This window comes from Solibacillus cecembensis (genome assembly GCF_050272495.1).
Classification (GTDB): domain Bacteria; phylum Bacillota; class Bacilli; order Bacillales_A; family Planococcaceae; genus Solibacillus; species Solibacillus cecembensis.
In genome coordinates this window covers 104,899-129,517 of the sequence record NZ_JBNNMF010000002.1, presented here as the reverse complement: position 1 = coordinate 129,517, position 24,619 = coordinate 104,899, and the positions used below count along the sequence as shown (strand labels likewise).

The following is a 24,619-nucleotide window of genomic DNA, read 5'->3' as shown; positions in this document are numbered from 1 at the left end:
GAATATGAAACAAGGTATCCACCCAGAATACAAAACTGCATCTGTAGTATGTTCTTGCGGTAACACTTTTGAGACTGGTTCAGTTAAAGAAAAAATCAGCATCGAGTTCTGTAACGAATGTCACCCATTCTACACAGGTCGTCAAAAATTCGCGTCTGCTGACGGACGTGTTGATCGCTTCAACAAAAAATACGGTATCAAGTAATATCGAAACCTACTTCCAAGTTTATTTGGAAGTAGGTTTTTTAAATAAAAAATATAAAAATTCTTCATTTAGTTCAATCAAATTAGGACTTATTTAAATACTGGTGTTAGAAATGAGGGGTATTGATGGCACAACTATTTTTTAAGCATGGTGCAATGAATAGCGGAAAGTCGATTGAAATTTTGAAAGTAGCACATAACTATGAAGAACAAAATAAACCGGTGTTAATTTTTACATCGGGTATCGATACACGTGATGAAGTAGGAACTGTCTCAAGTAGAATTGGACTACGACGCCCAGCAACAGCTGTTTTTAAGGAAACAAATATATATGAAATTGTAAAAAAGCACAACGAAAAATTATACTGTGTATTAGTAGATGAAGTACAATTTTTATCAAAAGAACATGTTCTCCAGTTAACGCAAATTGTCGATGAATTGAATATTCCAGTGATGGGATTCGGTTTGAAAAATGATTTCCAAAATGAATTATTCGAAGGCAGCCGTTACATGCTTATTTATGCAGATAAAATTGAGGAAATGAAAACAATTTGTTGGTTTTGCCATAAAAAGGCGACAATGAACATACGTGTCGATGAAAGCAAAAAACCAGTGCGCGCAGGTGATCAAATTCAAATTGGGGGTAATGATAACTATTACCCTGTTTGTCGCAGATGCCATAGCAATCCGCCATTATAAATTGACTATTTTCAATGATAAAAATAGTACGGTTCGTGAAAACTTTTGGTATAAGTGTAGCAACAGTGAACGAATTTCTTTATACTGATATAGGTAGATTTTGAACGCAGTAATATTAATGAAAATAATAATAGAGGTGAATTAAATGTTTGATCGTTTGCAAGCGGTTGAGGACCGTTATGAAAGACTAAATGAATTATTGAGCGACCCAGATATCGTAAATAATCCAAAAAAATTACGTGATTACTCAAAAGAGCAGTCAGATATTCAAGAAATGGTCGAAGTATATCGCGAATATAATATAGTGAAAGAGCAATTGGCTGATACACGTGAATTAATGGAGATAGAAAAAGATCCAGAAATGTTTGAAATGATGAAAGAGGAATTCAATGATTTAAATAAGCAAATTCCAGTATTGGAAGAAAGCTTACGTATTTTATTAATTCCGAAAGACCCGAATGACTCGAAAAACGTAATTATGGAAGTACGTGGGGCTGCTGGTGGGGACGAAGCAAATATTTTCGCAGGTGACCTTTTCCGTATGTATACACGTTATGCTGAAACACAAGGTTGGAAAGTCGAGATTATGGAAGCTACACCAAATCCATCTGGCGGTTATAAAGAAGTAATCTTAATGATTAATGGTCAAGGGGCGTACTCTAAGTTCAAATATGAAAACGGAGCGCACCGTGTACAACGTGTACCGGCGACTGAATCACAGGGGCGCATTCACACATCAACTGCAACAGTAGCATGTCTTCCTGAGATGCATGTAGAAGATGTTGAAATTCATGAGAAAGATATCCGTGTAGACACATTCGCATCATCAGGTGCCGGTGGTCAATCCGTAAATACAACGATGTCAGCTGTACGTATGGTCCATTTACCAACAGGTGTTGTTGTTTCCATGCAAGATGAGCGTTCTCAAATTAAAAACCGTGAAAAAGCGATGAAAATTTTAGTTGCGCGTGTAGCTGAAAAGAACCGTGCAGAAGCGCAAGCAGAAATCGATTCAACGCGTAAGTCAGCGGTAGGAACAGGCGACCGTTCTGAACGTATTCGTACTTACAACTATCCACAAAACCGTGTAACAGATCACCGTATTGGTTTAACGATTCAAAAGTTGGACCAAATTGTGGAAGGTAAACTGGATGAAATTATCGATGCACTTATTTTAGATGAGCAAGCAACACGTCTTGCAAACTTAAATGAAGATGTCTAAAACTATTTTAGAGGCCCTAAATGGGGCTTCTTCTTTTTTAGTGGAAAATGGTCGCGAAGGAAATGCTGCAAGATTACTATTACAGAACGTCTTGCAAACGAATTATTCAGGTTTAATGATGAAAATGCACGATGCGTTAACGGAAGAACAACAGCACAAGTTTAGGCATTTTATTGAACAGCATGTAAAGGGAATTCCGGTTCAGTACATTACAGGCGAGGAAGAATTTTATGGTCGCATCTTTTCTGTGGATGAGTCGGTATTAATTCCTCGACCTGAAACAGAAGAATTAATTGTTGGTACTATGACGCGTATGGAAAAGTTATTTGGAAAACATGCCGAATTGAAGTTAGCGGATATTGGGACGGGCAGCGGGGCTATTGCGATAACGATGAAAAATGAGTGGCCACAAGCAATTGTAACGGCAACAGACCTTTCAGAAATAGCACTTCAAACGGCTCAAAAAAACGCTGAGCAATTACAAACGAATATAACGTTTAAATTAGGAGATTTAACGGCTCCGATTGCAGATAAAAAATGGGATGTAGTGCTCTCTAATCCACCTTATATCGCTTTTAGTGAATTAGAAGAGATGTCTGATGTCGTCGTTGATCATGAGCCCCATTCTGCGTTATTTGCAGAAGAGGATGGACTCATTTTATATCGTAAACTAGCAGAACAACTACCACCGCTAATGAATAAACCTGCGCTGATTGGTGTTGAAATCGGTTATTCACAAGGGCAAGCCGTTGCGGAAATGTTTAAGATGAGTTTTCCACAAGCGCATGTTTCCGTTGTAAAAGATATCAATGGAAAAGAACGAATGGTTTTTTGTGAAATTAGTGAATAAAATCTATCTTTCTTGCTAACACTTGCTAGCAAGGGGGAATTAAAATGTTAAATGATTACGAGATTCAAACAAATTCGAATAAACATATAATGATTGCCATGTTAAAATTATGCTTTAGTATACTCGTGCTAATTGGTGCGGTGATGATAATTCCAACGTTCGTTTATGATATTCAAGCGGTGCAAGCACAACAGGCAGAACAACTGAAAATACGTGTCGTTGCGAATAGCTCCTCTTTGCAAGATCAACAGCAAAAGCAACTGATTGTGGAAAATATTCAAGCATTAATGGAAAGTAAAAGTATAAATTCACAAGATACCCACAGTTATGAGGAAATTTATGCAGTTATCCAGAAAGAATTTCCTGATTTGAAAATAGTTATGAACATTGGGGATAACTTAATACCACCCAAATATCAATTTCATAGATTCTACCCACAAAATGAGTACAATTCTGTCACATTTGCCATTGGTAGTGGGCGAGGGGAAAATTGGTTTTGTTCAGCATTCCCAACGGTGTGTAGCCCGCCAGAAGAGGTAAAAAAAGAACAACATAAATTTTTTATTTACGAGTGGTTCAAGAAAAATAGTATTTGAGATGTGCACAACTAGTCTAATATTATCCACAAAATTCAGAAAGTTATCAACAATATGTGGATAAAGTCGGAAAATTTAAGTAATAAAGGGGGATGCCAATTGGAGACGAAAAAATTGCATGTGGATAAAGATGTGGATAATTCTGAAAATTATGCACAAGCTGTGGATTTATTAAATAAAAGTGAAGTTGTCGCATTCCCAACAGAAACAGTTTATGGTTTAGGTGCGGTTGCAACAGATGAGGAGGCAGTGAAAAAAATATTCGCTGCAAAAGGAAGGCCATCGGATAATCCGTTAATTGTTCATATTGGGACAATCGAGGAATTGTCATACTATACTTATGATATTCCAGAAGTTGCGAAAATATGCATGGAACATTTTTGGCCAGGCCCTTTAACGATTGTTATGAAGGCGAAAGCGGATGTTTTAGCACCGAGTGTATCAGCAGGGCTACAAACAGTAGGGATTCGTATGCCGGATCACCCGGTCGCATTAAAGTTACTTCAGCAATTGAAAAAACCATTAGCTGCGCCTAGTGCCAATCGCAGTGGCAAGCCTAGTCCGACAAAGGCGAGTCATGTATATGAAGATTTGGCAGGGATTATTCCGTGTATTTTAGATGGTGGTATAACTGGAATTGGTGTTGAATCCACTGTGCTAGATGTCACGTTAGATGTACCGATAATTTTGCGCCCAGGTGGAGTGACGAAGGAAATGCTAGAACAAGTAATAGGACCTGTTTTAGAACCGAACTTTGAACAGCAACAAATCGAATCAACACCGAAAGCGCCGGGCATGAAATATACACATTACGCACCAGATGCACCAGTATTTTTAATTGAACCGAATGAAGAAACGGTGCAACAGGCAGTAACGCATTTGAAATTACAAGGTCACCGAGTAGCATTACTCGCACCACAAAATTTTAATGAAATAACAGTAGATTATTATTTTACATTTGGAAACGCCAATGAAATCGAGCAAATGAGTGCAGCGCTTTATGATGCATTACGCGCATGTGATAAAACCGATGCAACGGTTATTTTAGCCACGTCGACGACTCGTGAAGGTGTAGGAACAGCCATTATGAACCGACTCGAAAAGGCAGCAGGTGGAAATTGGTTTCAATTACAAAAACAATAATACGCTGGAAACACCCTGTAAAGGTTAGATGTAAAATCTAAATTTTACAGGGTGTTTTTGTGTGTTGATAAGTCCAATTATCGATAATGGAAAATGGTTGGAAATGGTCGATATTTATAAGGCAGACGGTTAGGAAATTGAAAGTAGTGGATAGAACAGCCCTTTAGATGGATACACACAAAAAATTCATGTAGCTATGGGGGCTCGCATAAAATACAACAAACTTTTGTTAGAGGAGGAGGGGAGTGCAAGAAATTATTACAGGAGTAATCATGTCTTTTGATGTCGTTGCGCTTTATTTATTAACGACAAATGTACGATCAAAATTTTTATTAGCGCTTTGGACAGGAGCTCTCCACGCGATTTTCCCGCTAATCGGATTCCATTTCGGTGAATTACTTTCTGGTGTTTTTCTCGATTGGACAAGTCGGATTTCTTCTATATTAATATTCTTCGTTGGTTTACAACTACTTTTATCAGCGAAAAACAACGATGTTCCAGTAATTCCTTTATCTATTGTAGCAATTTTAGCAAGTGTCGACACCTTTTCAGTTAGCCTATCTTTTGGTATGCTAGACTTACAGAAAAATATCTTTGTTATAAGTGCAGGAGTGGCTACAGTTATCTTTTCCTATGCTGCGCTCCATTGTGCACAAAAATCGAGCATAATACAGAGTTCTATTTTTAAAATAACGGCTGGAATACTATTGATTGTATTGAGTGTTATGCTTATAGAGTAGTGAGAAGATAAGAAAGAAGCGGTGATAATGAACATTTACTTTATTTGTACAGGGAATACTTGTCGCAGCCCGATGGCAGAAGCGATATTGAAAAATAAAAAGTTAAAAAATGTAGAAGTACGTTCTGCTGGGATTTATGCACTTGAGGGTGGTCAAATGTCAGAAAATTCAAGTGTGATATTAGATAGAGAAAATATTATACATCACCATGTAACTCGTCAGGTAAATAGTGAGGATGTGGCGTGGGCTGATTTAATTTTAACGATGACGACAGGGCATAAGGAAATGGTCATTCGAAATTTTGAAGGAGCCTATGAAAAAACATATACACTAAAAGAATACACGACTCCGTATGGCGCTCAAGATGTATTTGACCCATTTGGAGGAGACGTAACTCTATATAAACAAACATTCGATGAATTAAATCGAGCGATTGATGAGCTAGAAGAAAAAATAGTATTGGAGGAACCAACCGAATGAACTCACAAAGGAAAATGTTTAATTTGCGCCGGAAGCTTGTATTATTTGTAGGGATATTAGCATTGATTACGTATTCAACAAGTTTTGTGTTTATCGAATTTATTCAACCGATGTTCTTTAAATCAGTAAATAGTAGTCTATTTCAAATCATTACATATTCATTAGGAATTTTCTGGTCATGTGCATTAGCCGCGGTATTTAGTATTATACTTGTTCGCCCATTACAACGATTAGAGAAGAGCGCTAATTCTGTGGCAGAAGGTAAGATTGGGAAAGATGTAGAAATGCCAAAAACAAATGATGAAATTCGTAATGTAGCAGAGGCATTTCAATTAATGGTAACAAATTTACGTAAAATGGTAGAAGGTATTGAAGATAATTTCAAAAAAACGGATGCGACGATTGTAAATTTATCTGATCAAACATCATCAGTAGCCAGAAATTCAGCACAAATTACACATAATATTGGTCATATTTCAAGTGGTGCAGAGGCATCAGCAGTTGCGATTCAAGAAACGGTAGAGGCGCTTGAAGATGTGCGTGAGTTGGCAACGGAAATTAATAATAAAGCGGTGCATTCAGCGGACCATTCAAAGCGAATTATTTCAAACTTATCGAACACAACGGATGCAATCCAAAGCACAGTAAATAGTATCCAAAAAATTGCAACAGATAATAAAGATGCGCTAGGCAATATTCAAGAACTTGAAAAAAATGCGGAACAAATTGAACGAATTATTGGTTTGGTAGGGGATATTGCAGGCCAGACGAACTTGCTTGCACTGAATGCTTCGATTGAAGCGGCGAGAGCAGGGGAGCACGGAAAAGGCTTTGCTGTTGTAGCAGAAGAAGTGCGTGGTTTGGCGGATGAAAGTGCTAAAGCTGTACAAGGGATTACAACATTAATTCAAACGATGCAGCAAAACGTGACAGTTGTCGTAAAACAAATGAATGAGCAAGTGGCATTTGCAGTGAATGAATCATCGCGTGTATCTGAAACGACGGCTGCAGTGGAAGGAATGTCAAAAGGCGTTTATGAAATGGCAGATGCCGTTGTGACGATTTCCCAATTAATTGATCAACAAATGCAGAATATTAGTCGGACAGCACATCAATCACAGGAAGTGGCTGCGATTGCAGAACAAACTTCTGCGAGTGCACAAGAAGTAAATTCAGCGTCAACAGAGCAAGCCTATGCTATTGAACAAGTTGAGGCATTAGCTAGTGATTTGAAACATCAATCAAGTGAATTGTATAAAGTGATTCAACGATTTGATCGTGTAAATTAACTTTATTCAGCCGGGGTTTAAACCCCAGCTGAAGTAGAGGAACAAGGAGCAAAGGCTAAAACCGTCACGTCCTGTGACAACGCCTTTGTGACCAACTTCGTGTTGGCCCAAAGCTAACAACAATGAGCCGTGAGTAACATTTCGGAGCCATTGTTGTTTTTTTTGTTGGGGACCTAGCGTTTGCAGATGCATTTTGCGGATTTTCGTTAGAACTTATAATGCCAATGGAATCTCCAGAAAAATGTAAATAGCATGTGAATCACGAATGATTATGGTGATTAATCGTTAAATTTACATGAAAAACTAACTATTATGTATTTGTGAGCTGGAACATTCGTGTTTTATGGCGAAATCAGAAAATTTATTAATGAAAACCATGTTATTCTTATAGAAGAAATGGTACACTGTTGTTGAATATAAATGAAAAGAGGGAACCCACTTGAAAATTGCGATTTCTTCCGATCATGGTGGCAATAATTTACGTAAAGAAATTATGGCACTATTAGACGAAATGTCCATTAGCTATGAAGATTTTGGACCAAAAACAAATGATTCAGTAGATTATCCAGATTATGCACGTCCTGTTGCAGAAAAAGTAGCAGCTGGAGAATTTAATCGCGGCATTCTAATTTGCGGTACAGGAATTGGTATTTCTATTGCAGCGAATAAGTTTAAAGGCATTCGTTGTGCTTTAGTACACGATGTATTTTCAGCAAAAGCGACACGTTGCCACAACGATTCTAATGTATTAGCAATGGGTGAGCGCGTCATTGGGCCGGGCCTTGCACGAGAAATCGTCGAAACTTGGATAAATACAGAATTTGAAGGCGGACGTCACATTCGTCGCGTTGAAAAAATTTCTGAAATTGAAGGGTAATTGCATATGACAAACTTACACCATTTGCAAAAGGATTTAGCGTTAGTTTTAAAAGAATTCGAGCAACAAGTGAAGTTTACAAAAAAGCAGTTATTTGTCATCGGCTGTTCTACCTCTGAAATTATCGGAGAAAAAATTGGAACATCAGGTGCACTTGATGTTGCGCAAGTGTTATATGAGGAACTTTCTCGTTTTGCGCAAAAGCATGATCTTTATTTAGTTTTTCAAGGCTGTGAGCATATTAATCGTGCACTCACGATGGAAGCTGCCGCCGCTCTCGCGTATCAACTTGAGCCTGTCTCGGTTGTACCTGTACGAACAGCAGGGGGTTCTATGTCTGCGTATGCATATACACAAATGCAAGAACCAGTTGTTGTAGAGGCTGTAAAAGCGCATGCAGGAATCGATATTGGTCAAACACTTATTGGTATGCATTTAAAAGCAGTAGCTGTGCCCATTCGAACAACTGAAAAAATGTTGGGGGAAGCAGTCATTACGTTAGCTACAACACGTCCGAAGCTAATTGGCGGAGAACGTGCACAATATTAAAGGTCTATTTGAATTGGAAACACCGATTATTCGGAACAACATTTAGGGGGATTTATACACATGGCATTTGAAAAATTAGCAGTACAAGACAAAGCAATTTTAGACGCGATTCTTTTAGAGAAAAAACGTCAAAATACAAACATCGAGTTAATCGCTTCAGAAAACTTCGTATCAGAAGCAGTAATGGAAGCACAAGGTTCTTATTTAACAAATAAATATGCAGAAGGCTACCCAGGCAAACGCTATTATGGTGGCTGTGAGCATGTTGACGTAGTAGAAGATATCGCGCGCGACCGTGCAAAAGAATTATTCGGTGCAGCATATGTAAACGTACAACCTCACTCAGGTGCACAAGCGAACATGGCTGTTTATCATACAATTTTACAACCAGGTGATACAGTTTTAGGGATGAACCTTTCACACGGTGGTCACTTAACACATGGTTCACCAGTAAACTTCTCTGGTATCCTTTACAATTTCGTAGAGTATGGTGTTACAGAAGACACACAAACAATCGATTATAACGATGTTCGTGAAAAAGCATTAGCTTCTAAACCAAAATTAATCGTTGCGGGTGCATCTGCATACCCACGTGAAATCGACTTTGCTAAATTCCGTGAAATCGCGGATGAAGTAGGGGCATACTTCATGGTAGATATGGCGCATATTGCAGGATTAGTAGCTACTGGTGAGCATATGTCTCCAATCCCATATGCAGATTTCGTAACAACGACGACGCATAAAACATTACGTGGCCCACGTGGTGGTATGATCTTAACAAATGATGCGAAATGGGAAAAAGAATTAAATAAATCTGTATTCCCAGGTATTCAAGGTGGTCCATTAATGCACGTAATCGCTGCAAAAGCGGTAGCATTCGGTGAAGCATTACAGCCTGAATTCAAAGAGTATGCTAAACAAGTAAAAGCAAACGCAAAAGCATTAGCACAAAGCTTAATGGATGAAGGCGTTGAAATCGTATCAGGCGGCACAGATAACCACTTACTATTATTAAACGTAAAATCTTTAGGTTTAACAGGTAAAGTAGCTGAGCATGTACTTGATGAAGTAGCGATTACGACGAATAAAAACACGATTCCTTACGATACAGAAAAACCATTCGTTACTTCAGGTGTTCGTGTAGGTACAGCAGCAATCACTTCTCGCGGTTTCACAGAAGAAGATGCGATTGAAATTGGTAAAATTATGGCATTAGTACTAAAAAGCCCAGAAGATGAAGCAGTAAAAGCAGAAGCGCGTAAACGTGTCGATGCATTAACTGCAAAGTACCCATTATACGCATAATCTAAACAATAGCCTTCCTGTCATTCGTGATAGGGAGGTAATTTTTTTGCTAAGAATAGGGTTAAATGACAATCTAAAGGATTAGATAAAAAACGTAAATCCATCGATTAGAATTCGCGCAATAAATGAACAATTTAAAAACAATACGGTGTTAGTTTTCGCTCGCGTCATTTTCTGTTATACTAATTTAGATTAAAAACAGTTAGGAGATGGCAAAGTGAGCAAAGTATTCGTATTTGACCACCCATTAATTCAACATAAGTTAACTTACATTCGAGATAAAAACACAGGTACAAAAGAATTCCGTGAATTAGTTGATGAAGTAGCAACATTAATGGCATTCGAAATTACACGTGATTTACCATTAGAAGAAATTGATGTTGAAACACCTGTAACAACTGCGAAAGCAAAAGTTTTATCAGGTAAAAAGATGGCCATTGTTCCAATCTTACGCGCAGGTATTGGTATGGTTGATGGTGTATTAAAATTAATCCCAGCTGCAAAAGTTGGTCATATCGGTCTTTACCGTGACCCAGTAACATTAAAACCAATCGAGTATTATGCAAAGTTACCGGCAGATGTGGAAGAGCGTGACTTTATTATTGTAGACCCAATGCTTGCAACGGGTGGATCAGCAGTAGAAGCGATCAATTCACTAAAAAAACGCGGTGCAAAAAGCATTAAATTCATGTGCTTAATCGCAGCTCCAGAAGGTGTAGAAGAAATTCAAAAGCAACATAATGATGTAGATATTTACATCGCTGCTTTGGATGAAAAATTAGATGACCACGGTTATATCGTTCCAGGCTTAGGTGACGCTGGAGACCGTCTATTCGGCACAAAATAAATGTAATTCAATTACGTCTCGGCGTAATTGATTAGAAAACGCCCGTACTTTTTTGCGGGCGTTTTAACTATGTAACCTAATTGCAGGGAGGAACTCATTATGACAAAAAAATTAAAAGTAATGACTATTTTTGGTACGCGCCCAGAAGCTATTAAAATGGCACCACTTGTATTGGAATTACAAAAACATCCTGAAAGAATTGAATCAATTGTAACGGTAACCGCACAACATCGCCAAATGTTAGATCAAGTGTTAGAAACGTTTAAAATTACACCGGATTTTGATTTAAACATTATGAAAGACCGCCAAACATTAGTAGATGTAGCGACAAATGCTTTAATTGGTTTAGATAAAGTAATGAAGGAATCAAAACCGGATATCGTATTAGTACATGGTGACACGGCAACGACATTTGTAGGAAGTTTAGCAGCCTTTTATAATCAAATTGCGATCGGTCATGTTGAAGCAGGATTACGTACAGGGCAAAAGTATTCTCCATATCCAGAAGAGATGAATCGCCAGTTGACAGGTGTAATGGCAGATTTACACTTTTCACCAACAGAGCAATCACGCGATAATTTACTAAAAGAAAATAAACCAGCAGAAGCGATTTATGTGACAGGAAATACAGCAATTGATGCATTAAAAACGACAGTTCGGGAAAGTTACACACATCCTGTATTGGATCAAATCGGTACAGATCGCATGATTTTACTAACAGCACACCGTCGCGAAAACTTAGGGGAGCCAATGCGCAATATGTTCCGTGCGATTATGCGCCTATTAGCAGAGCATGATGATATTCAAGTTGTGTACCCTGTGCATATGAATCCAGCTGTGCGCGAAGTTGCCAATGAAATTTTAGGGGACAACCCACGCGTACAACTAATCGAACCACTTGAAGTATTCGACTTCCATAACTTTGCAGCGCGTTGTTATATGATTTTAACGGATTCAGGTGGCGTACAAGAAGAAGCGCCGTCATTAGGCAAGCCTGTATTAGTATTACGCGATACAACTGAGCGTCCAGAAGGAATTGCAGCTGGAACATTAAAGTTAGCAGGTACAGATGAAGAAGTCATTTACACAATGGCGAAAGAATTATTAACGGATAAAGAAGCTTACGAGGCAATGGCACACGCTTCCAATCCATATGGAGACGGATTTGCATCAGAGCGAATCATAAAAGCATTACTAGAATTTATGAAATAGTCAAAATTCAAGAGTGAAATAATGGTAAAAAGTAAAAATGCTACTAAAAATTACTTTTCTTAAAAAGTCAACCGGAAAATTCGCTATATTTAGCAAAAAAAAATATTTGCATTGAAATGAACAATGTAAACAAAAAAAATGCATAAACTAGCGAATTTATACGGTGATGAAAAAGTAAGAAAGGAATTTGTGTATATTCATACACAAATTTGTCAACAATTTGACAAGGTATGTAACAGTGTTAAGTTTTTCACCATTACTAATTGACATCAAAAACCCCCTATTGTATGCTTACAAAGGGTAAGAATGATAAGGGTTTCATCAAGTCTAAGGGCGCTGAAACACTTGTTATATCAAGTTTCTACTAGATTGACAGTTGATTTTACAGCTTGTCGATTTACAACGTTTTATGCGTCTGGATTAAAGTCCTCTGAAATTGTGAGACATTTAGAAGTATGAAATGAATCGTAACTATCGTTCAATCAGATAGTTAAAATTATTTAGTACTTGTAACGGCCTCTAATTTTGGTAGTACATTCACTACGATTTAAACTCACTTAATGGTCGATGGACACTTTCATTACTCGAAAAAAGTTTCAGGAGATTAATTGCCAATGCTAGATTTGCATCACGTTTTTGCCTTGCAGAAAAAGGCATTTCTTTTTTTGCTTGCGCTTTGTGCTTTAGGCTGGGTATTTTCACCATATGAATCAATATTTGCTGGTATAGCCTTGGGTGCGTTCTTTGGTACGTATAACTTTTGGATATTAGTTCGACGTATGGAAAAATTTGACCGTTCCATTAGTGAAGGGACAAAAGTAGCATCTATTGGTACAGCATTCCGCTTCGGATCAGGTGTAGCCGCAGTCGCAATCGCAATATCGTTGCCACAATATTTCCACTTAATAAGCACGGTCATTGGTCTGATGATTCCGTACATCTTTTTAGTAATAGAAAGAATTGTACATCATATAAGAAACCATTAATGTGCATTTGAAAGAGAGGTGAATGCAGAAATGAATCATACAGCTCCAGAGGCCCATTTGGATTTAGGCTTTATGACACTTACGTTCAATTTATCTACAGTAATGATGCTTTTAATATCTGCTACTATTGTATTTTTAATCGCGTTTATCTCAACACGTAAACTTGCGTTAAAACCTACTGGTATGCAAAACGTCATGGAATGGATAATGGATTTCGTGAAGGGCATCATTAAAAGTAACATGGACTGGAAAACAGGTGGTCGCTTCCACATTCTAGGTATTACACTTATTATGTTCATTGCCGTTTCGAACTTGATTGGTTTACCATTAGGTGCGATTTCATACGGGACAGACTTATGGTGGAAATCACCAACAGCTGACCCAGTCGTTACGATGACATTAGCAGTAATGATTTTAGTTTTAACTCAGTACTATGGTGTGAAAATGCAAGGTACAGGTGGTTATGCTAAAACATTCTTCCAACCAATGTCATTCATGTTCCCATTAAAGATTATTGAGGAGTTTGCAAATACGCTTACACTCGGTCTACGTCTTTACGGTAACATTTATGCGGGTGAGATTTTAATCGGTCTTATCACAGGTTTAGCCGTATCAGGTGCGGTAGGCTTTGTCGGTGCAATTATACCGATGATGGCATGGCAAGGATTCTCGATTTTCATCGGGTTTATCCAAGCTTTCATTTTCACTATGTTAACGATGGTATACATGGCTCACAAAGTGAGTACAGACCATTAATTATAAATTTCCGCATTCAAAGTAGTGCGGCGATTTGAACCACAAAAAAAAACACATAATCCAAGGAGGATATTTAAAATGACAGGTTCAATAGGTTTATTAGCAGCAGCAATCGCAATTGGTTTCGCAGCACTAGGTGCAGGTATTGGTAACGGATTAATCGTTTCAAAAACAGTAGAAGGTATCGCTCGTCAACCAGAAGCACGTGGCGCACTTCAAACTGTAATGTTCATCGGGGTTGCATTAGTAGAAGCATTACCGATCATCGCAGTAGTAATCGCGTTCATCGTAATGAACAAATAGTCTTTACAGATTATAAGTGGCGAAGCAGAGTTATTGAGACAACCCTTCGCCATTCCTTTTGTATAAAATGAGGAATTTCCTTTTTTTATAGTTTTCAACTCGAAATTAAAGATGTATACAATATAGATTTATGAACTCAAAGCTCTTGAAGGGAGTGAAACAATCGTGTTTTTAGATTATCTTGTACTAGGTGCAGGTGCTACTGGTCTTAACTTAGGTGACGTTGTAGCAACACTAGTTATTTTCTTAGGTTTAATGATGCTTCTTAAAAAGTTCGCTTGGGGTCCTTTAATGGGAATCATGCAAGAACGTGAAGAATTAGTTGCAACAGGAATTGATGCAGCTGAAAAAGCTAAAAAAGAAACGCAAGCACTATTAGAACAACAAAAGAGTCTTCTTAAAGAAGCTCGTACGGAAGCACAATCAATCATTGAAGGTGCTAAAAAGCAAGGCGAAGCAACACGCGAAGAAATCGTAACGACTGCACGCGCTGAAGCAAACCGTTTAAAAGAAGCTGCTGTACGTGATATCGAAGCAGAAAAAGAAAAAGCAATCGCTGCTGTACGTGAAGAAGTAGTTTCACTATCAGTACTTGCTGCGTCTAAAGTTCTTGGAAAAGAAATTTCAGAAGAGGACAACAGCGCATTAATTAAAGAAACAATTGCGAAGGCAGGCGAAGCGAAATGAGTCAATCGACTATAGCGAAGCGTTATGCTCAAGCTTTATTTGAATTAGCTGCACAGCAAAATACTGTTGCAGAAGTAAGCTCAGATTTAAAGGAACTTGTAAAAGTAATTAAAACGGATGCAGAATTCGTTCTATTATTAAAAGCTCCTAAAATCTCAGCTACTCGCAAAAAGGAACTTGTTGCAGAACTTTTATCTGGTGCACAACCAGCTATTATTAATATGATTTCTGTTTTAATCGACAAAAAACGTATTGATGAAGCAACAAATGTAGCAGAAGCATTCCAATTTTTAGCGGCTGAAGCGCAAGGCGCAGCTGATGCTAAAGTATTCTCGACACGTGCATTAACTGATACGGAGCGCGCAGAAATTTCTGCAGCATTCGGCAAATTAGTGAACAAAGAGAAACTAAATATTACAAACGAAATCGACCCATCTCTAATTGGTGGTGTACGAGTTCAAATCGGCAACTATATTTACGACAGCACTTTAACATCTAAGTTAGAGGGTTTAAAACGTATTTTAGTGGGCTAATTTTAAGAAATGTGAGAGGTGAACATACATGGGCATCAAAGCTGAAGAAATCAGCAGTCTGATTAAAAAACAGATCGAAAATTACGAATCTGAGCTTAAAGTAAGCGAAGTTGGTACTGTAATCACAGTTGGTGACGGTATCGCTCGTGCTCATGGCCTCGACAACGCCATGGCTGGAGAGCTTTTAGAGTTCTCAAACGGTGTTATGGGTATGGCACAAAACTTAGAAGAAGGTAACGTAGGTATCGTTATTCTAGGGCCATTCGCAGACATTAAAGAAGGCGATGAAGTTCGTCGTACAGGTCGTATTATGCAAGTACCAGTTGGTGAAGAACTAATTGGTCGTGTTGTAAACCCACTTGGTCAACCAGTTGACGGTTTAGGTCCAATCAACACAACAAATTCTCGTCCAATCGAAAGTCCAGCTTTCGGTGTAATGGCTCGTAAATCAGTACATGAACCATTACAAACAGGTATTAAAGCAATTGATGCTTTAGTTCCAATCGGCCGTGGTCAACGTGAGTTAATCATCGGTGACCGTCAAGTAGGTAAAACTTCTGTTGCAATCGATACAATCTTGAACCAACAAGGTGAAAACATGATTTGTATCTACGTTGCAATCGGTCAAAAAGAATCAACTGTACGTGGTGTAGTTGAAACTTTCCGTAAAAACGGTGCATTAGACTACACAATCGTAGTTACAGCATCTGCTTCTCAACCAGCTCCATTATTATACCTTGCTCCTTTTGCAGGTGTATCAATGGCTGAAGAGTTCATGTTACAAGGTAAACACGTTTTAATCGTGTATGATGACTTATCTAAACAAGCATCAGCTTACCGTGAACTTTCATTATTATTACGTCGTCCTCCAGGTCGTGAAGCTTACCCTGGTGACGTATTCTACTTACACTCACGTTTATTAGAGCGTGCAGCGAAGTTAAATGAAACTTACAAAAACGGTTCTATCACAGCGTTACCGTTCGTTGAAACACAAGCAGGCGATATCGCAGCTTACATTCCAACAAACGTTATCTCTATTACTGATGGACAAATTTTCTTACAATCAGACTTATTCAACTCTGGTGTACGTCCAGCAATCAACGCTGGTTTATCAGTATCACGTGTAGGTGGTTCTGCTCAAATCAAAGCGATGAAAAAAGTAGCTGGTACATTACGTCTTGACTTAGCTGCGTTCCGTGAATTAGAGTCATTCGCTCAATTCGGTTCTGACTTAGATAAAATTACTTTAGCTAAATTAGAGCGCGGTAAACGTACTGTTGAGGTTTTAAAACAAGACTTAAACAAACCACTTAAAGTTGAAAAACAAGTTGCGATCCTTTATGCATTAACTAAAGGTCACTTAGATGATATTCCAGTACAAGACATCGTTCGTTTTGAGCGTGATTTCTTAAGCTGGTTAGAATCAAACCACACTAACGTTTTAGATCATGTTCGTACTACAAAAGAACTTGCTCCAGACGCAGAGTACGTAGCAGCTCTTACTGAGTTCAAAAAAACTTTCGCAAAATCTGAGTAAGCCTCATTTAAAAGCAAGCTACTAGTTCATTGATTTAGCTAGTAGTCCTTGCTTAAATGAATAAACAGTAGCACTTGATAAAAAACATAAGGTGGTGAAATACCAGTGGTAAACTTACGCGAAATCAAAGGTCGTATAAATTCGACAAAGTCAACGAAACAAATTACGAAAGCGATGCAGATGGTTTCTTCTTCAAAGTTACGTCGTGCAGAGCAAAATGCTAAGTCATATGTACCTTACATGGAAAAAATCCAAGAAGTAGTTGGCGCAATCGCATCAGGTACGAAAGACAGTGGACATCCAATGTTAACTTCTCGTCCTGTTAAGAAGACAGCTTACTTAGTTATTGGTTCGGACCGTGGACTTGCAGGTGCTTACAACTCAAGTATCCTTCGAGAAGTTCAAAGTACAATTAATCAACGTCATAAGTCTAAAGACGAATACGTTATTTTAGCAGTTGGTCGTGTTGTTCGTGATTACTTTGTAAAACGTGATCATAACGTTATCGCAGATGTGGTTGCTCTACCAGACCAACCAACTTTTGCTGATATTAAAGAAATCGCCCGTAATGCTGTTGGTATGTTCATTGATGGTACTTATGATGAACTTCATATGTATTACAATCACTTTGTCAGCGCAATTGCTAACGAAGTGACTGCAAAAAAAGTTCTTCCTTTAACTGATATTGCACCTGCTGCAGGTACAGCTTCTTATGAATTCGAGCCTTCTGGTGAAGCAATTCTAGAAGTATTACTTCCACAGTATGCGGAAAGCCTAATTTATGGGGCATTATTAGACGGAAAAGCAAGTGAACATTCAGCGCGTATGACAGCTATGAAAAATGCAACAGATAATGCGAATGACCGTATTTCGGAATTATCATTGCAATATAACCGTGCGCGTCAAGCGGCGATTACACAAGAAATTACAGAAATCGTTGGTGGAGCTGCAGCCTTAGAATAGGATCAGCTCACACCAACTTCGTATAAGAATACGATAGGAGGGTACACAGTAATGAACAAAGGACACGTTCTTCAAGTAATGGGTCCAGTAGTAGACGTTAAGTTCTCTAATGGCCAATTACCAGAAATTAATAACTCATTAACAGTTACAATCGAACGTCCAGGCGAAGCGGCAACAACTCTTGCATTAGAAGTTGCGTTACACCTAGGTGACGATGCTGTTCGTACAATTGCTATGTCATCTACTGATGGCTTACAACGTGGAGCAGAAGTAACAGACTCAGGAAAACCAATTTCAGTACCAGTAGGTCAAGCAACATTAGGTCGTGTATTCAACGTACTTGGTGAAGTAATTGACTTAGGTGAAGAAATTCCAGCTGACGTTCGTCGTGATTCAATTCACCGTGAAGCGCCAACTTTTGCTGAATTATCAACTACTGTTGAAATCCTTGAAACAGGTATCAAAGTAGTAGACTTATTAGCACCTTACATCAAAGGTGGTAAAATCGGTCTATTCGGTGGTGCCGGCGTAGGTAAAACAGTATTAATCCAAGAATTAATCAACAATATCGCACAAGAACACTCAGGTATCTCTGTATTCGCAGGTGTAGGTGAGCGTACTCGTGAAGGTAATGACTTATTCTTCGAGATGACTGATTCAGGCGTTATCAAACAAACAGCGATGGTATTCGGTCAAATGAACGAGCCACCAGGCGCACGTATGCGTGTAGCTTTAACTGGTTTAACAATGGCAGAATACTTCCGTGATGAAGATGGTGCAGACGTACTATTATTCATCGATAACATTTTCCGTTTCACTCAAGCAGGTTCTGAAGTATCAGCGCTATTAGGTCGTATGCCTTCTGCGGTAGGTTACCAACCAACACTTGCTACTGAAATGGGTAAATTACAAGAACGTATTACATCTACTACAAAAGGTTCTGTAACTTCTATCCAAGCGATCTATGTACCAGCCGATGACTATACTGACCCGGCTCCGGCTACAACTTTCGCCCACTTAGATGCAACAACAAACCTTGAGCGTAAATTATCTGAGATGGGTATCTACCCAGCGGTTGACCCATTAGCTTCGACTTCTCGTGCTTTATCACCAGAAATCGTAGGCCCAGAGCATTACGAAGTAGCAACAAAAGTTCAACGTACAATCCAACGTTACCGTGAATTACAAGATATCATTGCGATTTTAGGTATGGATGAGTTATCTGATGAAGATAAGCAAACAGTAGACCGTGCTCGTCGTATTCAATTCTTCCTATCTCAAAACTTCCACGTAGCGGAGCAATTTACAGGTCAAAAAGGTTCATACGTACCAGTTAAAAATACTGTAAGCTCATTCAAGGAAATCCTTGAAGGCAAGTATGACCATTTACCAGAAGATGCATTCCGTTTAGTTGGTGGCATTGAAGAAGTGTTACAAAAAGCTAAAGATATGGGCGTTGAAGTTTAATAAAAACGGCGAGGAGGAAAAAATATGAAGACAGTAACAGTCAACATTGTCACTCCCGACGGCCCAGTATACGATTCAGAAGTATCAATGGTAATCGCTAAAACAACTTCAGGCGAAATTGGTGTTCTTGCTGGACACATTCCAACGGTTGCTCCTTTAGCAATCGGCGCTGTAAAGTTAAAAAAGGCAGATGGTTCTACTGAACTAGCTGCTGTTAGCGGTGGTTTTATTGAAGTACGTCCTGACAAAATTTCAATTTTAGCACCTTCAGCTGAAGTGGCTTCAACAATTGATCTAGCTCGTGCCAAAGCTGCTTTAGCTCGTGCTGAGGAACGCGTTCAAAAACAAAAAGACAACATTGATTTCAAACGTGCAGAATTATCATTAAAACGTGCGTTGAATCGTATCAACGTTCATCAGGGTAACATCTAATAATATTAAAGTGGGCAGAGAAATCTGTCCGCTTTTTTGTGAATAGAAAAGCAATACCCTTAAATATTCTCGTTAAAGGAATTTATTTTATAGAAGAGGATGTGAAATACATGGAAAATCTTTATATGCAGGCAGGTCAACAAGCATTAGTGAGTGTAACCGCATATATTGTATTCATAGGTATTTCCTTTTATGCATTACAAGGAATTCGGATTGAGCAATTATTTAAAAAAGGGAAAACTTTTCAAATTCAACTTTTTTATATTGTCATGAGTATTACAATCGGATCAACAGTGGCAGATTTTTTCATTAATTTTACAAGTTGGTCTCAAAAAATTACTTATATTTTTAATTGAATTGGAAAGTGGTTCACTAATTTATACCTTGTAACGAAGAATAACCGATTATTTTTCGCTACAAGGTATAAAAATTTCCTAGGAAATAACGACTGTTAAAAGATTTACCGAATCCGTGTAGATGGTTGAGAATGCTTCAAATAGGAGGATTTATGTATATTCACCATATTTACTTAAGATGCGTACTATAAAAGATAGCAAATATCTTAATTTTAGCTTAAAATAGTGATTTGGGCGCTTGAATAAAGGCGTTAATAGTTGTAACATATTCTTTGTGTGTAAAATAGAAGTCAAATGAATTTTAACTTGCTTCAGCAAAAGTTTCCTACTGCTACAAGTGGGGCTAGAATACCAAGTATGCCCTTTATTCGAGAAGGGTTAATCCAGGGCTGAATCAAGTTAAAGCCCCGGCGGATGTCACAGATTTTTAGAGGAGTTTTTCGAGCACGTTCGAAAAAATCTGGACGTAATTATGTCGAGGCATAATTAATATAAATTGCGAGCTTATTATTTTTTAAGAATTGAATTCGGAGGGACGAATTGTGGAGAGAATTATTGTTACAGGGGGCCAAACATTAAAGGGGACAGTGCGAGTTGAAGGCGCGAAAAATGCTGTATTACCTATCCTGGCTGCATCTCTTTTAGCTTCTAAAGATAAAAATAGAATTACAGATGTTCCGAACTTAGCTGATGTAAGTACAATCAGTGAAGTATTAAAAAGCGTAAATGCAACAGTAGAATATAATGTAGCACAAAATGAAATGATCATTGATGCTTCCACAGATCTTTCAAGTGAAGCACAATTTGAATTTGTCAGTAAAATGCGCGCATCAATTTTAGTAATGGGTTCTTTACTTGCACGCAATGGTTTTGCACGTGTCGCTTTACCAGGCGGCTGTGCAATCGGTTCACGTCCAATTGAACTGCATTTAAAAGGCTTTGAAGCAATGGGTGCTACTATTTCTTTTGGTCACGGCTATGTAGAAGCAAAGGTCGAGGACAAATTAAAGGGTGCTAAAATTTACTTGGATTTCCCTAGCGTTGGTGCAACAGAAAATATTATGACAGCAGCAGCACTTGCAGAAGGCATAACAGTTATCGAAAACGCAGCAAAAGAACCGGAAATTGTAGATTTAGCGAATTTTATTAATGGTATGGGTGGCCGTGTAATTGGCGCCGGTACAGATACAATTCGCATTGAAGGCGTTAAAGAATTAAAAGGTTGCGAGCATGCGATTATCCCAGACCGTATTGAGGCGGGGACATTTATGGTAGCCGCTGCAATTACACGCGGTGATATATTCATAGAAAATGCTGTTCCAGAGCATATGGTCGCATTAATTGCGAAAATGCGTGAAATGGGTGTCGAAATTATTGAAGAGGGCGAAGGTTTACGCGTCCGTGCAAAAGACCCGATTAAAGCGGTGGATATTAAAACGATGCCGCATCCAGGATTCCCAACAGATATGCAGTCACAGCTAATGGCGTTAATGCTAACAGCAAAGGGCACAAGTATCATTACAGAAACGGTATTCGAAAATCGTTTCATGCATGTTGAGGAATTCCGTCGCATGAATGCTGAAGCGAAAATCGAAGGACGTTCTGTTTTCATTGAAGGTGAAAAGGAACTACAAGGTGCAGAAGTAAGTGCAACCGATTTACGCGCAGCCGCTTCACTTATACTGACTGGCTTAGTTTCTAAGGGCATTACGCGCGTGACTAAGCTACATCATTTGGACCGTGGCTATGTTGACTTCCATAAGAAATTAGCGGCATTAGGAGCTAATATAGAGCGTGTACAAACGGATGAAAATATAAATGAGTTAGCAGCAGAATCAAACATCGTAAATGCATAACGTAACTTCCTATAGTGAGTGTTCAAACACTCACTATAGGAAGTTGCCTCCGGCGGATGTCACAGATTTTGAGCAGAATGAAATGTGCCTTGCCCTATAAGATTTAGGTCCAGGCACATTTCAAAATCTAGACGCAATTACGCCAAGGCGAAATTGATTAAGAAGAAACTAGTGTGTAAAAATACTAGTTTCTTTTTTTGTTCTCTCAAATCTCATAAAAGTTAAATTTAAATGAATGATTTTCTCTAGTGAACATATATTGAGCTATGAAAAAATTGCTAATCATTATCTTATTGTTTTGCATTCCATTGTATTTTGTGAAAGGTCTTAAAAGCACATCACCAACGCTAGAAACACCAGCAGCACCAGAAAAACAATGCGAAATTTATGTGAAAGTGAATGATAAAGAAATCGCGCTCAATGAATATTTAGTTGGCGTGTTAGCAGGGGAGATGCCGGCAAGTTTTCATGAAGAGGCATTAAAAGCGCAAGCAATTGCTGCTAGGACGTATGCATTAAAGAAAACAGAATATGGTAAAAAGGAAATTCAAGCAACAACAGCTCATCAAGTATTTCAATCAGAAGAAAAACGAAAGGAAAAATGGCAAGCAGTATTTTCCACGTACGAAAATAAGATTGAGCAAGCAATAGAAGCAACGGGAGATCAAGTATTGACCTATGATGGCGAATTAATTACCGCAATGTTTCATGCATCTTCTAGCAAACAAACAGAATCAGCAAAAAATTATAGTGGACATGATATTCCTTATTTACAAGCGGTTTCATCGATAGAAGAGATATTAAGCGAAACGGTCAACTTTACCTTTACCCAGCTCAATGAAAAACTGAAACAACAGCTAAGTGCCACTGCTTACGGCAACATGAGTCTTGCTAGAAATAATACGAATCGCATCGAGCAAGTGACGGTAGGTAAAGTCGTTTGGTCTGGTAGAGAATTTCGAGAGTTGCTTCAATTAAAATCTACGGACTTCACAGTGAAATGGTCGGCAAAAGGGCTCGAAATTACAACGCGAGGATATGGTCATGGAGTAGGAATGAGCCAGCACGGTGCTAATGCGATGGCGAAAAATGGTACGACTGTGGAAGCAATTTTGAACAATTATTATCCAGGAGCAAAAATTGAAGAAGCGAATTATTGCAAAGAAGTAGGGAAACAATAGTGTTCTCTCCTGATTTAATTTGCTTCAGCAGGGGGGCAAACCCCAGCTGAAGCAAATTAAAGCCTCCGGCGGATGTCACAGATTTTTTTCGAGCAAGCTCGAAAAAAATCTGGACGCAATTACGCCGAGGCGTAATTGATTCAGTAGGGGGTCTACACGTCTATGTATGAGATAAAAAATAATGATGTATCACAATGAATAAGTATGTTTAAATTCTCAAAAATCGGTCTACACTTCCATTAGAGGTGATGATGATGAGAGAAGATAAACAAAAGCCTTCTCAAAAACCACTTATGCAACAGAAGTGGTTTTGGCCAGCTATCTATGGTGGAATGGCATTAATGATTGTTGCAGTAATTTTTGGATTTAACCAACTCTATGAGAGTCAACAGGAAAAGGCATTAGTGGAAGAAGCAATGCTACCAGAGCCAGGGTTAGTAGAGACGGCTGCACGTGAAGAAACGTTGAAGTATCCGTTTAAGGAAGAATTTGTGAATGAAGTAGCGATTCTTCAAAATTTTTATGATGTGAATGCAGATGCAGCAACACGTGAAAACGCATTGCTTGTATTCAATCAAGTATTCACAGCGTCAACAGGTGTTTCGATTGCGATTAATAGTGAACCGTTTGAAGTTGTAGCTGCCATGAGTGGGGAAGTTGTAGAAGTGAAGATTGACGACTTTACAGGGAATACCATTATTATGAATCATGCAGATGGTAAGCAAACGCGTTATAGCTCTGTGGCAGATATTTTAGTAAAACCGGGCGATAAAGTAACGCAAGGTGAACAAATTGCAACATCGCAGGCGAATGAATGGAATCCAAGTGTTGGTGTGCATTTACATTTTGAAGTATTAGATCAAGGTGTGCTCGTGGATCCACGTAAATTTTTATCATTCTAAGTTGACGATTTAACTTGATTCAACGGGGATTCAAACCCTGCTGAATCGAATTAAGCCCCGGCGGATGTCACAGATTTTTTCCTGATTTATCCGAATATTGAGAGCCAACAAAACATAAGGTGAAGCAATAAGCATCTTTTACACTTAGTTGTAAGAAATGACCATATTTGCTAGCGCTCACTTTATAAGAGAAGACCTTATCACCAAAGCCCTGTACTTTGCAAAAGAGGCATTTCAAAACCTATGTTGAAATGTAAAAGGGTGTAAAAACAACTAGAAAAAGGTCTGAACACAATATGAAGTTGGCTCTTTTTATATTCGATAGAGAGGGAGAGAACGTGCACGAACATATTCGGCATCGCTGCGTTCGACTGGGAGAGCTGTTGATTGAGACGGGGGAAACTGTACGTGCCCTTGCAAAAATGACTGGGTTTTCAAAAAGTACTGTACACAAGGATTTGACAGAAAGACTCAAACAAATAAATGAACCACTCGCACACCAGGTACAGCAAGTATTGGCGTACAATAAATCAATACGTCACTTGCGCGGAGGTGAAGCGACACGCAAAAAATGGGAAAGCAAACAATATGAAAAAAGCATTTAGACGATCTCGATTAGATTCTAAATGCTTTTTCGACTTTAAAGA

General features: G+C 38.5%; 28 protein-coding genes. All 28 read left to right on the top strand.

Features of this window, described 5'->3' with window-relative positions; genetic code table 11:
• Positions 1–4: 4 nt before the first annotated feature.
• The 28 genes from rpmE to ACQKIH_RS02305 all read left to right on the top strand — a co-directional run bounded on the left by rpmE (position 5) and on the right by ACQKIH_RS02305 (position 24,577).
• On the top strand, positions 5–205 hold the full coding sequence (rpmE, locus tag ACQKIH_RS02440; RefSeq protein ID WP_057986719.1) for a 50S ribosomal protein L31: 201 nt from the start codon (positions 5–7) through the stop codon (positions 203–205).
• A 125-nt stretch (positions 206–330) separates the two neighbouring features.
• Positions 331–903, top strand: a complete 573-nt coding sequence (locus ACQKIH_RS02435) for a thymidine kinase (RefSeq protein WP_057986721.1) — start codon at positions 331–333, stop codon at positions 901–903.
• 145 nt (positions 904–1,048) lie between these two features.
• The gene (gene prfA / locus ACQKIH_RS02430) at positions 1,049–2,125 is read left to right on the top strand and encodes a peptide chain release factor 1 (protein WP_427763243.1); all 1,077 of its coding nucleotides are present in this window, start codon (positions 1,049–1,051) and stop codon (positions 2,123–2,125) included.
• Positions 2,112–2,975, top strand: a complete 864-nt coding sequence (gene prmC / locus ACQKIH_RS02425) for a peptide chain release factor N(5)-glutamine methyltransferase (protein WP_427763242.1) — start codon at positions 2,112–2,114, stop codon at positions 2,973–2,975. Before prfA ends, prmC begins: the two co-directional genes overlap by 14 nt.
• A 44-nt stretch (positions 2,976–3,019) precedes the next feature.
• Complete coding sequence (locus ACQKIH_RS02420; protein WP_427763240.1) at positions 3,020–3,571, top strand: stage II sporulation protein R; 552 nt, start codon at positions 3,020–3,022, stop codon at positions 3,569–3,571.
• A 99-nt stretch (positions 3,572–3,670) separates the two neighbouring features.
• Positions 3,671–4,714, top strand: a complete 1,044-nt coding sequence (locus ACQKIH_RS02415; protein WP_427763239.1) for an L-threonylcarbamoyladenylate synthase — start codon at positions 3,671–3,673, stop codon at positions 4,712–4,714.
• Between the two features lie 245 nt (positions 4,715–4,959).
• Positions 4,960–5,454, top strand: a complete 495-nt coding sequence (locus ACQKIH_RS02410; protein ID WP_427763237.1) for a manganese efflux pump — start codon at positions 4,960–4,962, stop codon at positions 5,452–5,454.
• Between the two features lie 27 nt (positions 5,455–5,481).
• Entirely contained in the window at positions 5,482–5,934 is a 453-nt protein-coding gene (locus ACQKIH_RS02405) for a low molecular weight protein arginine phosphatase (protein WP_427763236.1), read from the top strand.
• Complete coding sequence (locus tag ACQKIH_RS02400) at positions 5,931–7,223, top strand: methyl-accepting chemotaxis protein (protein WP_427763235.1); 1,293 nt, start codon at positions 5,931–5,933, stop codon at positions 7,221–7,223. The genes ACQKIH_RS02405 and ACQKIH_RS02400 overlap by 4 nt, the downstream gene beginning before the upstream one ends.
• 439 nt (positions 7,224–7,662) lie before the next feature.
• Entirely contained in the window at positions 7,663–8,100 is a 438-nt protein-coding gene (gene rpiB / locus ACQKIH_RS02395) for a ribose 5-phosphate isomerase B (RefSeq protein ID WP_427763233.1), read from the top strand.
• Between the two features lie 6 nt (positions 8,101–8,106).
• Positions 8,107–8,649, top strand: a complete 543-nt coding sequence (locus ACQKIH_RS02390) for a TIGR01440 family protein (RefSeq protein WP_427763231.1) — start codon at positions 8,107–8,109, stop codon at positions 8,647–8,649.
• Positions 8,650–8,709: 60 nt separating this feature from the next.
• Positions 8,710–9,954: a serine hydroxymethyltransferase gene (glyA, locus tag ACQKIH_RS02385; RefSeq protein WP_057986739.1), complete on the top strand. Its 1,245-nt coding sequence runs from the start codon at positions 8,710–8,712 to the stop codon at positions 9,952–9,954.
• Positions 9,955–10,171: 217 nt separating this feature from the next.
• Positions 10,172–10,801 carry a uracil phosphoribosyltransferase gene (upp, locus tag ACQKIH_RS02380; RefSeq protein WP_057986742.1) on the top strand — a complete coding sequence of 210 codons (630 nt, stop codon included), beginning with the start codon at positions 10,172–10,174 and terminating at the stop codon, positions 10,799–10,801.
• 99 nt (positions 10,802–10,900) lie between these two features.
• On the top strand, positions 10,901–12,013 hold the full coding sequence (gene wecB / locus ACQKIH_RS02375) for a non-hydrolyzing UDP-N-acetylglucosamine 2-epimerase (RefSeq protein ID WP_427763227.1): 1,113 nt from the start codon (positions 10,901–10,903) through the stop codon (positions 12,011–12,013).
• Between the two features lie 614 nt (positions 12,014–12,627).
• Complete coding sequence (locus tag ACQKIH_RS02370; protein ID WP_057986745.1) at positions 12,628–12,999, top strand: ATP synthase subunit I; 372 nt, start codon at positions 12,628–12,630, stop codon at positions 12,997–12,999.
• Positions 13,000–13,029: 30 nt separating this feature from the next.
• Positions 13,030–13,755 (top strand): F0F1 ATP synthase subunit A, encoded by a 726-nt coding sequence (gene atpB, locus ACQKIH_RS02365; protein WP_427763226.1) that lies wholly within the window; start codon positions 13,030–13,032, stop codon positions 13,753–13,755.
• 78 nt (positions 13,756–13,833) lie between these two features.
• Positions 13,834–14,058, top strand: a complete 225-nt coding sequence (gene atpE / locus ACQKIH_RS02360; RefSeq protein WP_057986749.1) for a F0F1 ATP synthase subunit C — start codon at positions 13,834–13,836, stop codon at positions 14,056–14,058.
• A gap of 165 nt (positions 14,059–14,223) precedes the next feature.
• Entirely contained in the window at positions 14,224–14,745 is a 522-nt protein-coding gene (atpF, locus tag ACQKIH_RS02355; RefSeq protein ID WP_057986750.1) for a F0F1 ATP synthase subunit B, read from the top strand.
• A complete protein-coding gene (locus ACQKIH_RS02350) occupies positions 14,742–15,278 on the top strand; it encodes a F0F1 ATP synthase subunit delta (protein ID WP_427763224.1) in 537 nt (178 codons plus the stop codon). Before atpF ends, ACQKIH_RS02350 begins: the two co-directional genes overlap by 4 nt.
• Positions 15,279–15,306: 28 nt before the next feature.
• Complete coding sequence (gene atpA / locus ACQKIH_RS02345) at positions 15,307–16,815, top strand: F0F1 ATP synthase subunit alpha (protein WP_057986757.1); 1,509 nt, start codon at positions 15,307–15,309, stop codon at positions 16,813–16,815.
• Between the two features lie 105 nt (positions 16,816–16,920).
• Positions 16,921–17,778 carry an ATP synthase F1 subunit gamma gene (gene atpG / locus ACQKIH_RS02340; protein ID WP_057986759.1) on the top strand — a complete coding sequence of 286 codons (858 nt, stop codon included), beginning with the start codon at positions 16,921–16,923 and terminating at the stop codon, positions 17,776–17,778.
• Positions 17,779–17,829: 51 nt separating this feature from the next.
• Positions 17,830–19,245, top strand: a complete 1,416-nt coding sequence (atpD, locus tag ACQKIH_RS02335) for a F0F1 ATP synthase subunit beta (RefSeq protein ID WP_057986761.1) — start codon at positions 17,830–17,832, stop codon at positions 19,243–19,245.
• 24 nt (positions 19,246–19,269) lie between these two features.
• The gene (locus ACQKIH_RS02330) at positions 19,270–19,677 is read left to right on the top strand and encodes a F0F1 ATP synthase subunit epsilon (RefSeq protein ID WP_057986764.1); all 408 of its coding nucleotides are present in this window, start codon (positions 19,270–19,272) and stop codon (positions 19,675–19,677) included.
• A 110-nt stretch (positions 19,678–19,787) separates the two neighbouring features.
• The gene (locus ACQKIH_RS02325) at positions 19,788–20,033 is read left to right on the top strand and encodes a DUF1146 family protein (RefSeq protein WP_057986767.1); all 246 of its coding nucleotides are present in this window, start codon (positions 19,788–19,790) and stop codon (positions 20,031–20,033) included.
• Between the two features lie 542 nt (positions 20,034–20,575).
• A complete protein-coding gene (gene murA / locus ACQKIH_RS02320; RefSeq protein ID WP_427763223.1) occupies positions 20,576–21,889 on the top strand; it encodes a UDP-N-acetylglucosamine 1-carboxyvinyltransferase in 1,314 nt (437 codons plus the stop codon).
• Positions 21,890–22,155: 266 nt separating this feature from the next.
• Positions 22,156–23,070, top strand: a complete 915-nt coding sequence (gene spoIID / locus ACQKIH_RS02315; protein ID WP_427763222.1) for a stage II sporulation protein D — start codon at positions 22,156–22,158, stop codon at positions 23,068–23,070.
• A gap of 254 nt (positions 23,071–23,324) precedes the next feature.
• Positions 23,325–23,972, top strand: coding sequence for a peptidoglycan DD-metalloendopeptidase family protein (locus ACQKIH_RS02310; protein WP_057986773.1), 648 nt, complete (start codon positions 23,325–23,327; stop codon positions 23,970–23,972).
• Positions 23,973–24,310: 338 nt separating this feature from the next.
• Entirely contained in the window at positions 24,311–24,577 is a 267-nt protein-coding gene (locus ACQKIH_RS02305) for a sporulation transcriptional regulator SpoIIID (protein WP_057986824.1), read from the top strand.
• The last annotated feature ends 42 nt before the right edge of the window (positions 24,578–24,619 follow it).

Excerpts from the sequence above, each read along its gene's own strand:
- rpmE (WP_057986719.1), top strand. The coding sequence starts at position 5 with ATGAAACAAGGTATCCACCCAGAATACAAAACTGCATCTGTAGTATGT.
- ACQKIH_RS02435 (WP_057986721.1), top strand. The coding sequence starts at position 331 with ATGGCACAACTATTTTTTAAGCATGGTGCAATGAATAGCGGAAAGTCG.
- prfA (WP_427763243.1), top strand. The coding sequence starts at position 1,049 with ATGTTTGATCGTTTGCAAGCGGTTGAGGACCGTTATGAAAGACTAAAT.
- prmC (WP_427763242.1), top strand. The coding sequence starts at position 2,112 with ATGAAGATGTCTAAAACTATTTTAGAGGCCCTAAATGGGGCTTCTTCT.
- ACQKIH_RS02420 (WP_427763240.1), top strand. The coding sequence starts at position 3,020 with ATGTTAAATGATTACGAGATTCAAACAAATTCGAATAAACATATAATG.
- ACQKIH_RS02405 (WP_427763236.1), top strand. The coding sequence starts at position 5,482 with ATGAACATTTACTTTATTTGTACAGGGAATACTTGTCGCAGCCCGATG.
- ACQKIH_RS02400 (WP_427763235.1), top strand. The coding sequence starts at position 5,931 with ATGAACTCACAAAGGAAAATGTTTAATTTGCGCCGGAAGCTTGTATTA.
- ACQKIH_RS02390 (WP_427763231.1), top strand. The coding sequence starts at position 8,107 with ATGACAAACTTACACCATTTGCAAAAGGATTTAGCGTTAGTTTTAAAA.
- glyA (WP_057986739.1), top strand. The coding sequence starts at position 8,710 with ATGGCATTTGAAAAATTAGCAGTACAAGACAAAGCAATTTTAGACGCG.
- wecB (WP_427763227.1), top strand. The coding sequence starts at position 10,901 with ATGACAAAAAAATTAAAAGTAATGACTATTTTTGGTACGCGCCCAGAA.
- ACQKIH_RS02370 (WP_057986745.1), top strand. The coding sequence starts at position 12,628 with ATGCTAGATTTGCATCACGTTTTTGCCTTGCAGAAAAAGGCATTTCTT.
- atpB (WP_427763226.1), top strand. The coding sequence starts at position 13,030 with ATGAATCATACAGCTCCAGAGGCCCATTTGGATTTAGGCTTTATGACA.
- atpE (WP_057986749.1), top strand. The coding sequence starts at position 13,834 with ATGACAGGTTCAATAGGTTTATTAGCAGCAGCAATCGCAATTGGTTTC.
- ACQKIH_RS02350 (WP_427763224.1), top strand. The coding sequence starts at position 14,742 with ATGAGTCAATCGACTATAGCGAAGCGTTATGCTCAAGCTTTATTTGAA.
- atpA (WP_057986757.1), top strand. The coding sequence starts at position 15,307 with ATGGGCATCAAAGCTGAAGAAATCAGCAGTCTGATTAAAAAACAGATC.
- atpD (WP_057986761.1), top strand. The coding sequence starts at position 17,830 with ATGAACAAAGGACACGTTCTTCAAGTAATGGGTCCAGTAGTAGACGTT.
- ACQKIH_RS02330 (WP_057986764.1), top strand. The coding sequence starts at position 19,270 with ATGAAGACAGTAACAGTCAACATTGTCACTCCCGACGGCCCAGTATAC.
- ACQKIH_RS02325 (WP_057986767.1), top strand. The coding sequence starts at position 19,788 with ATGGAAAATCTTTATATGCAGGCAGGTCAACAAGCATTAGTGAGTGTA.
- spoIID (WP_427763222.1), top strand. The coding sequence starts at position 22,156 with ATGAAAAAATTGCTAATCATTATCTTATTGTTTTGCATTCCATTGTAT.
- ACQKIH_RS02310 (WP_057986773.1), top strand. The coding sequence starts at position 23,325 with ATGAGAGAAGATAAACAAAAGCCTTCTCAAAAACCACTTATGCAACAG.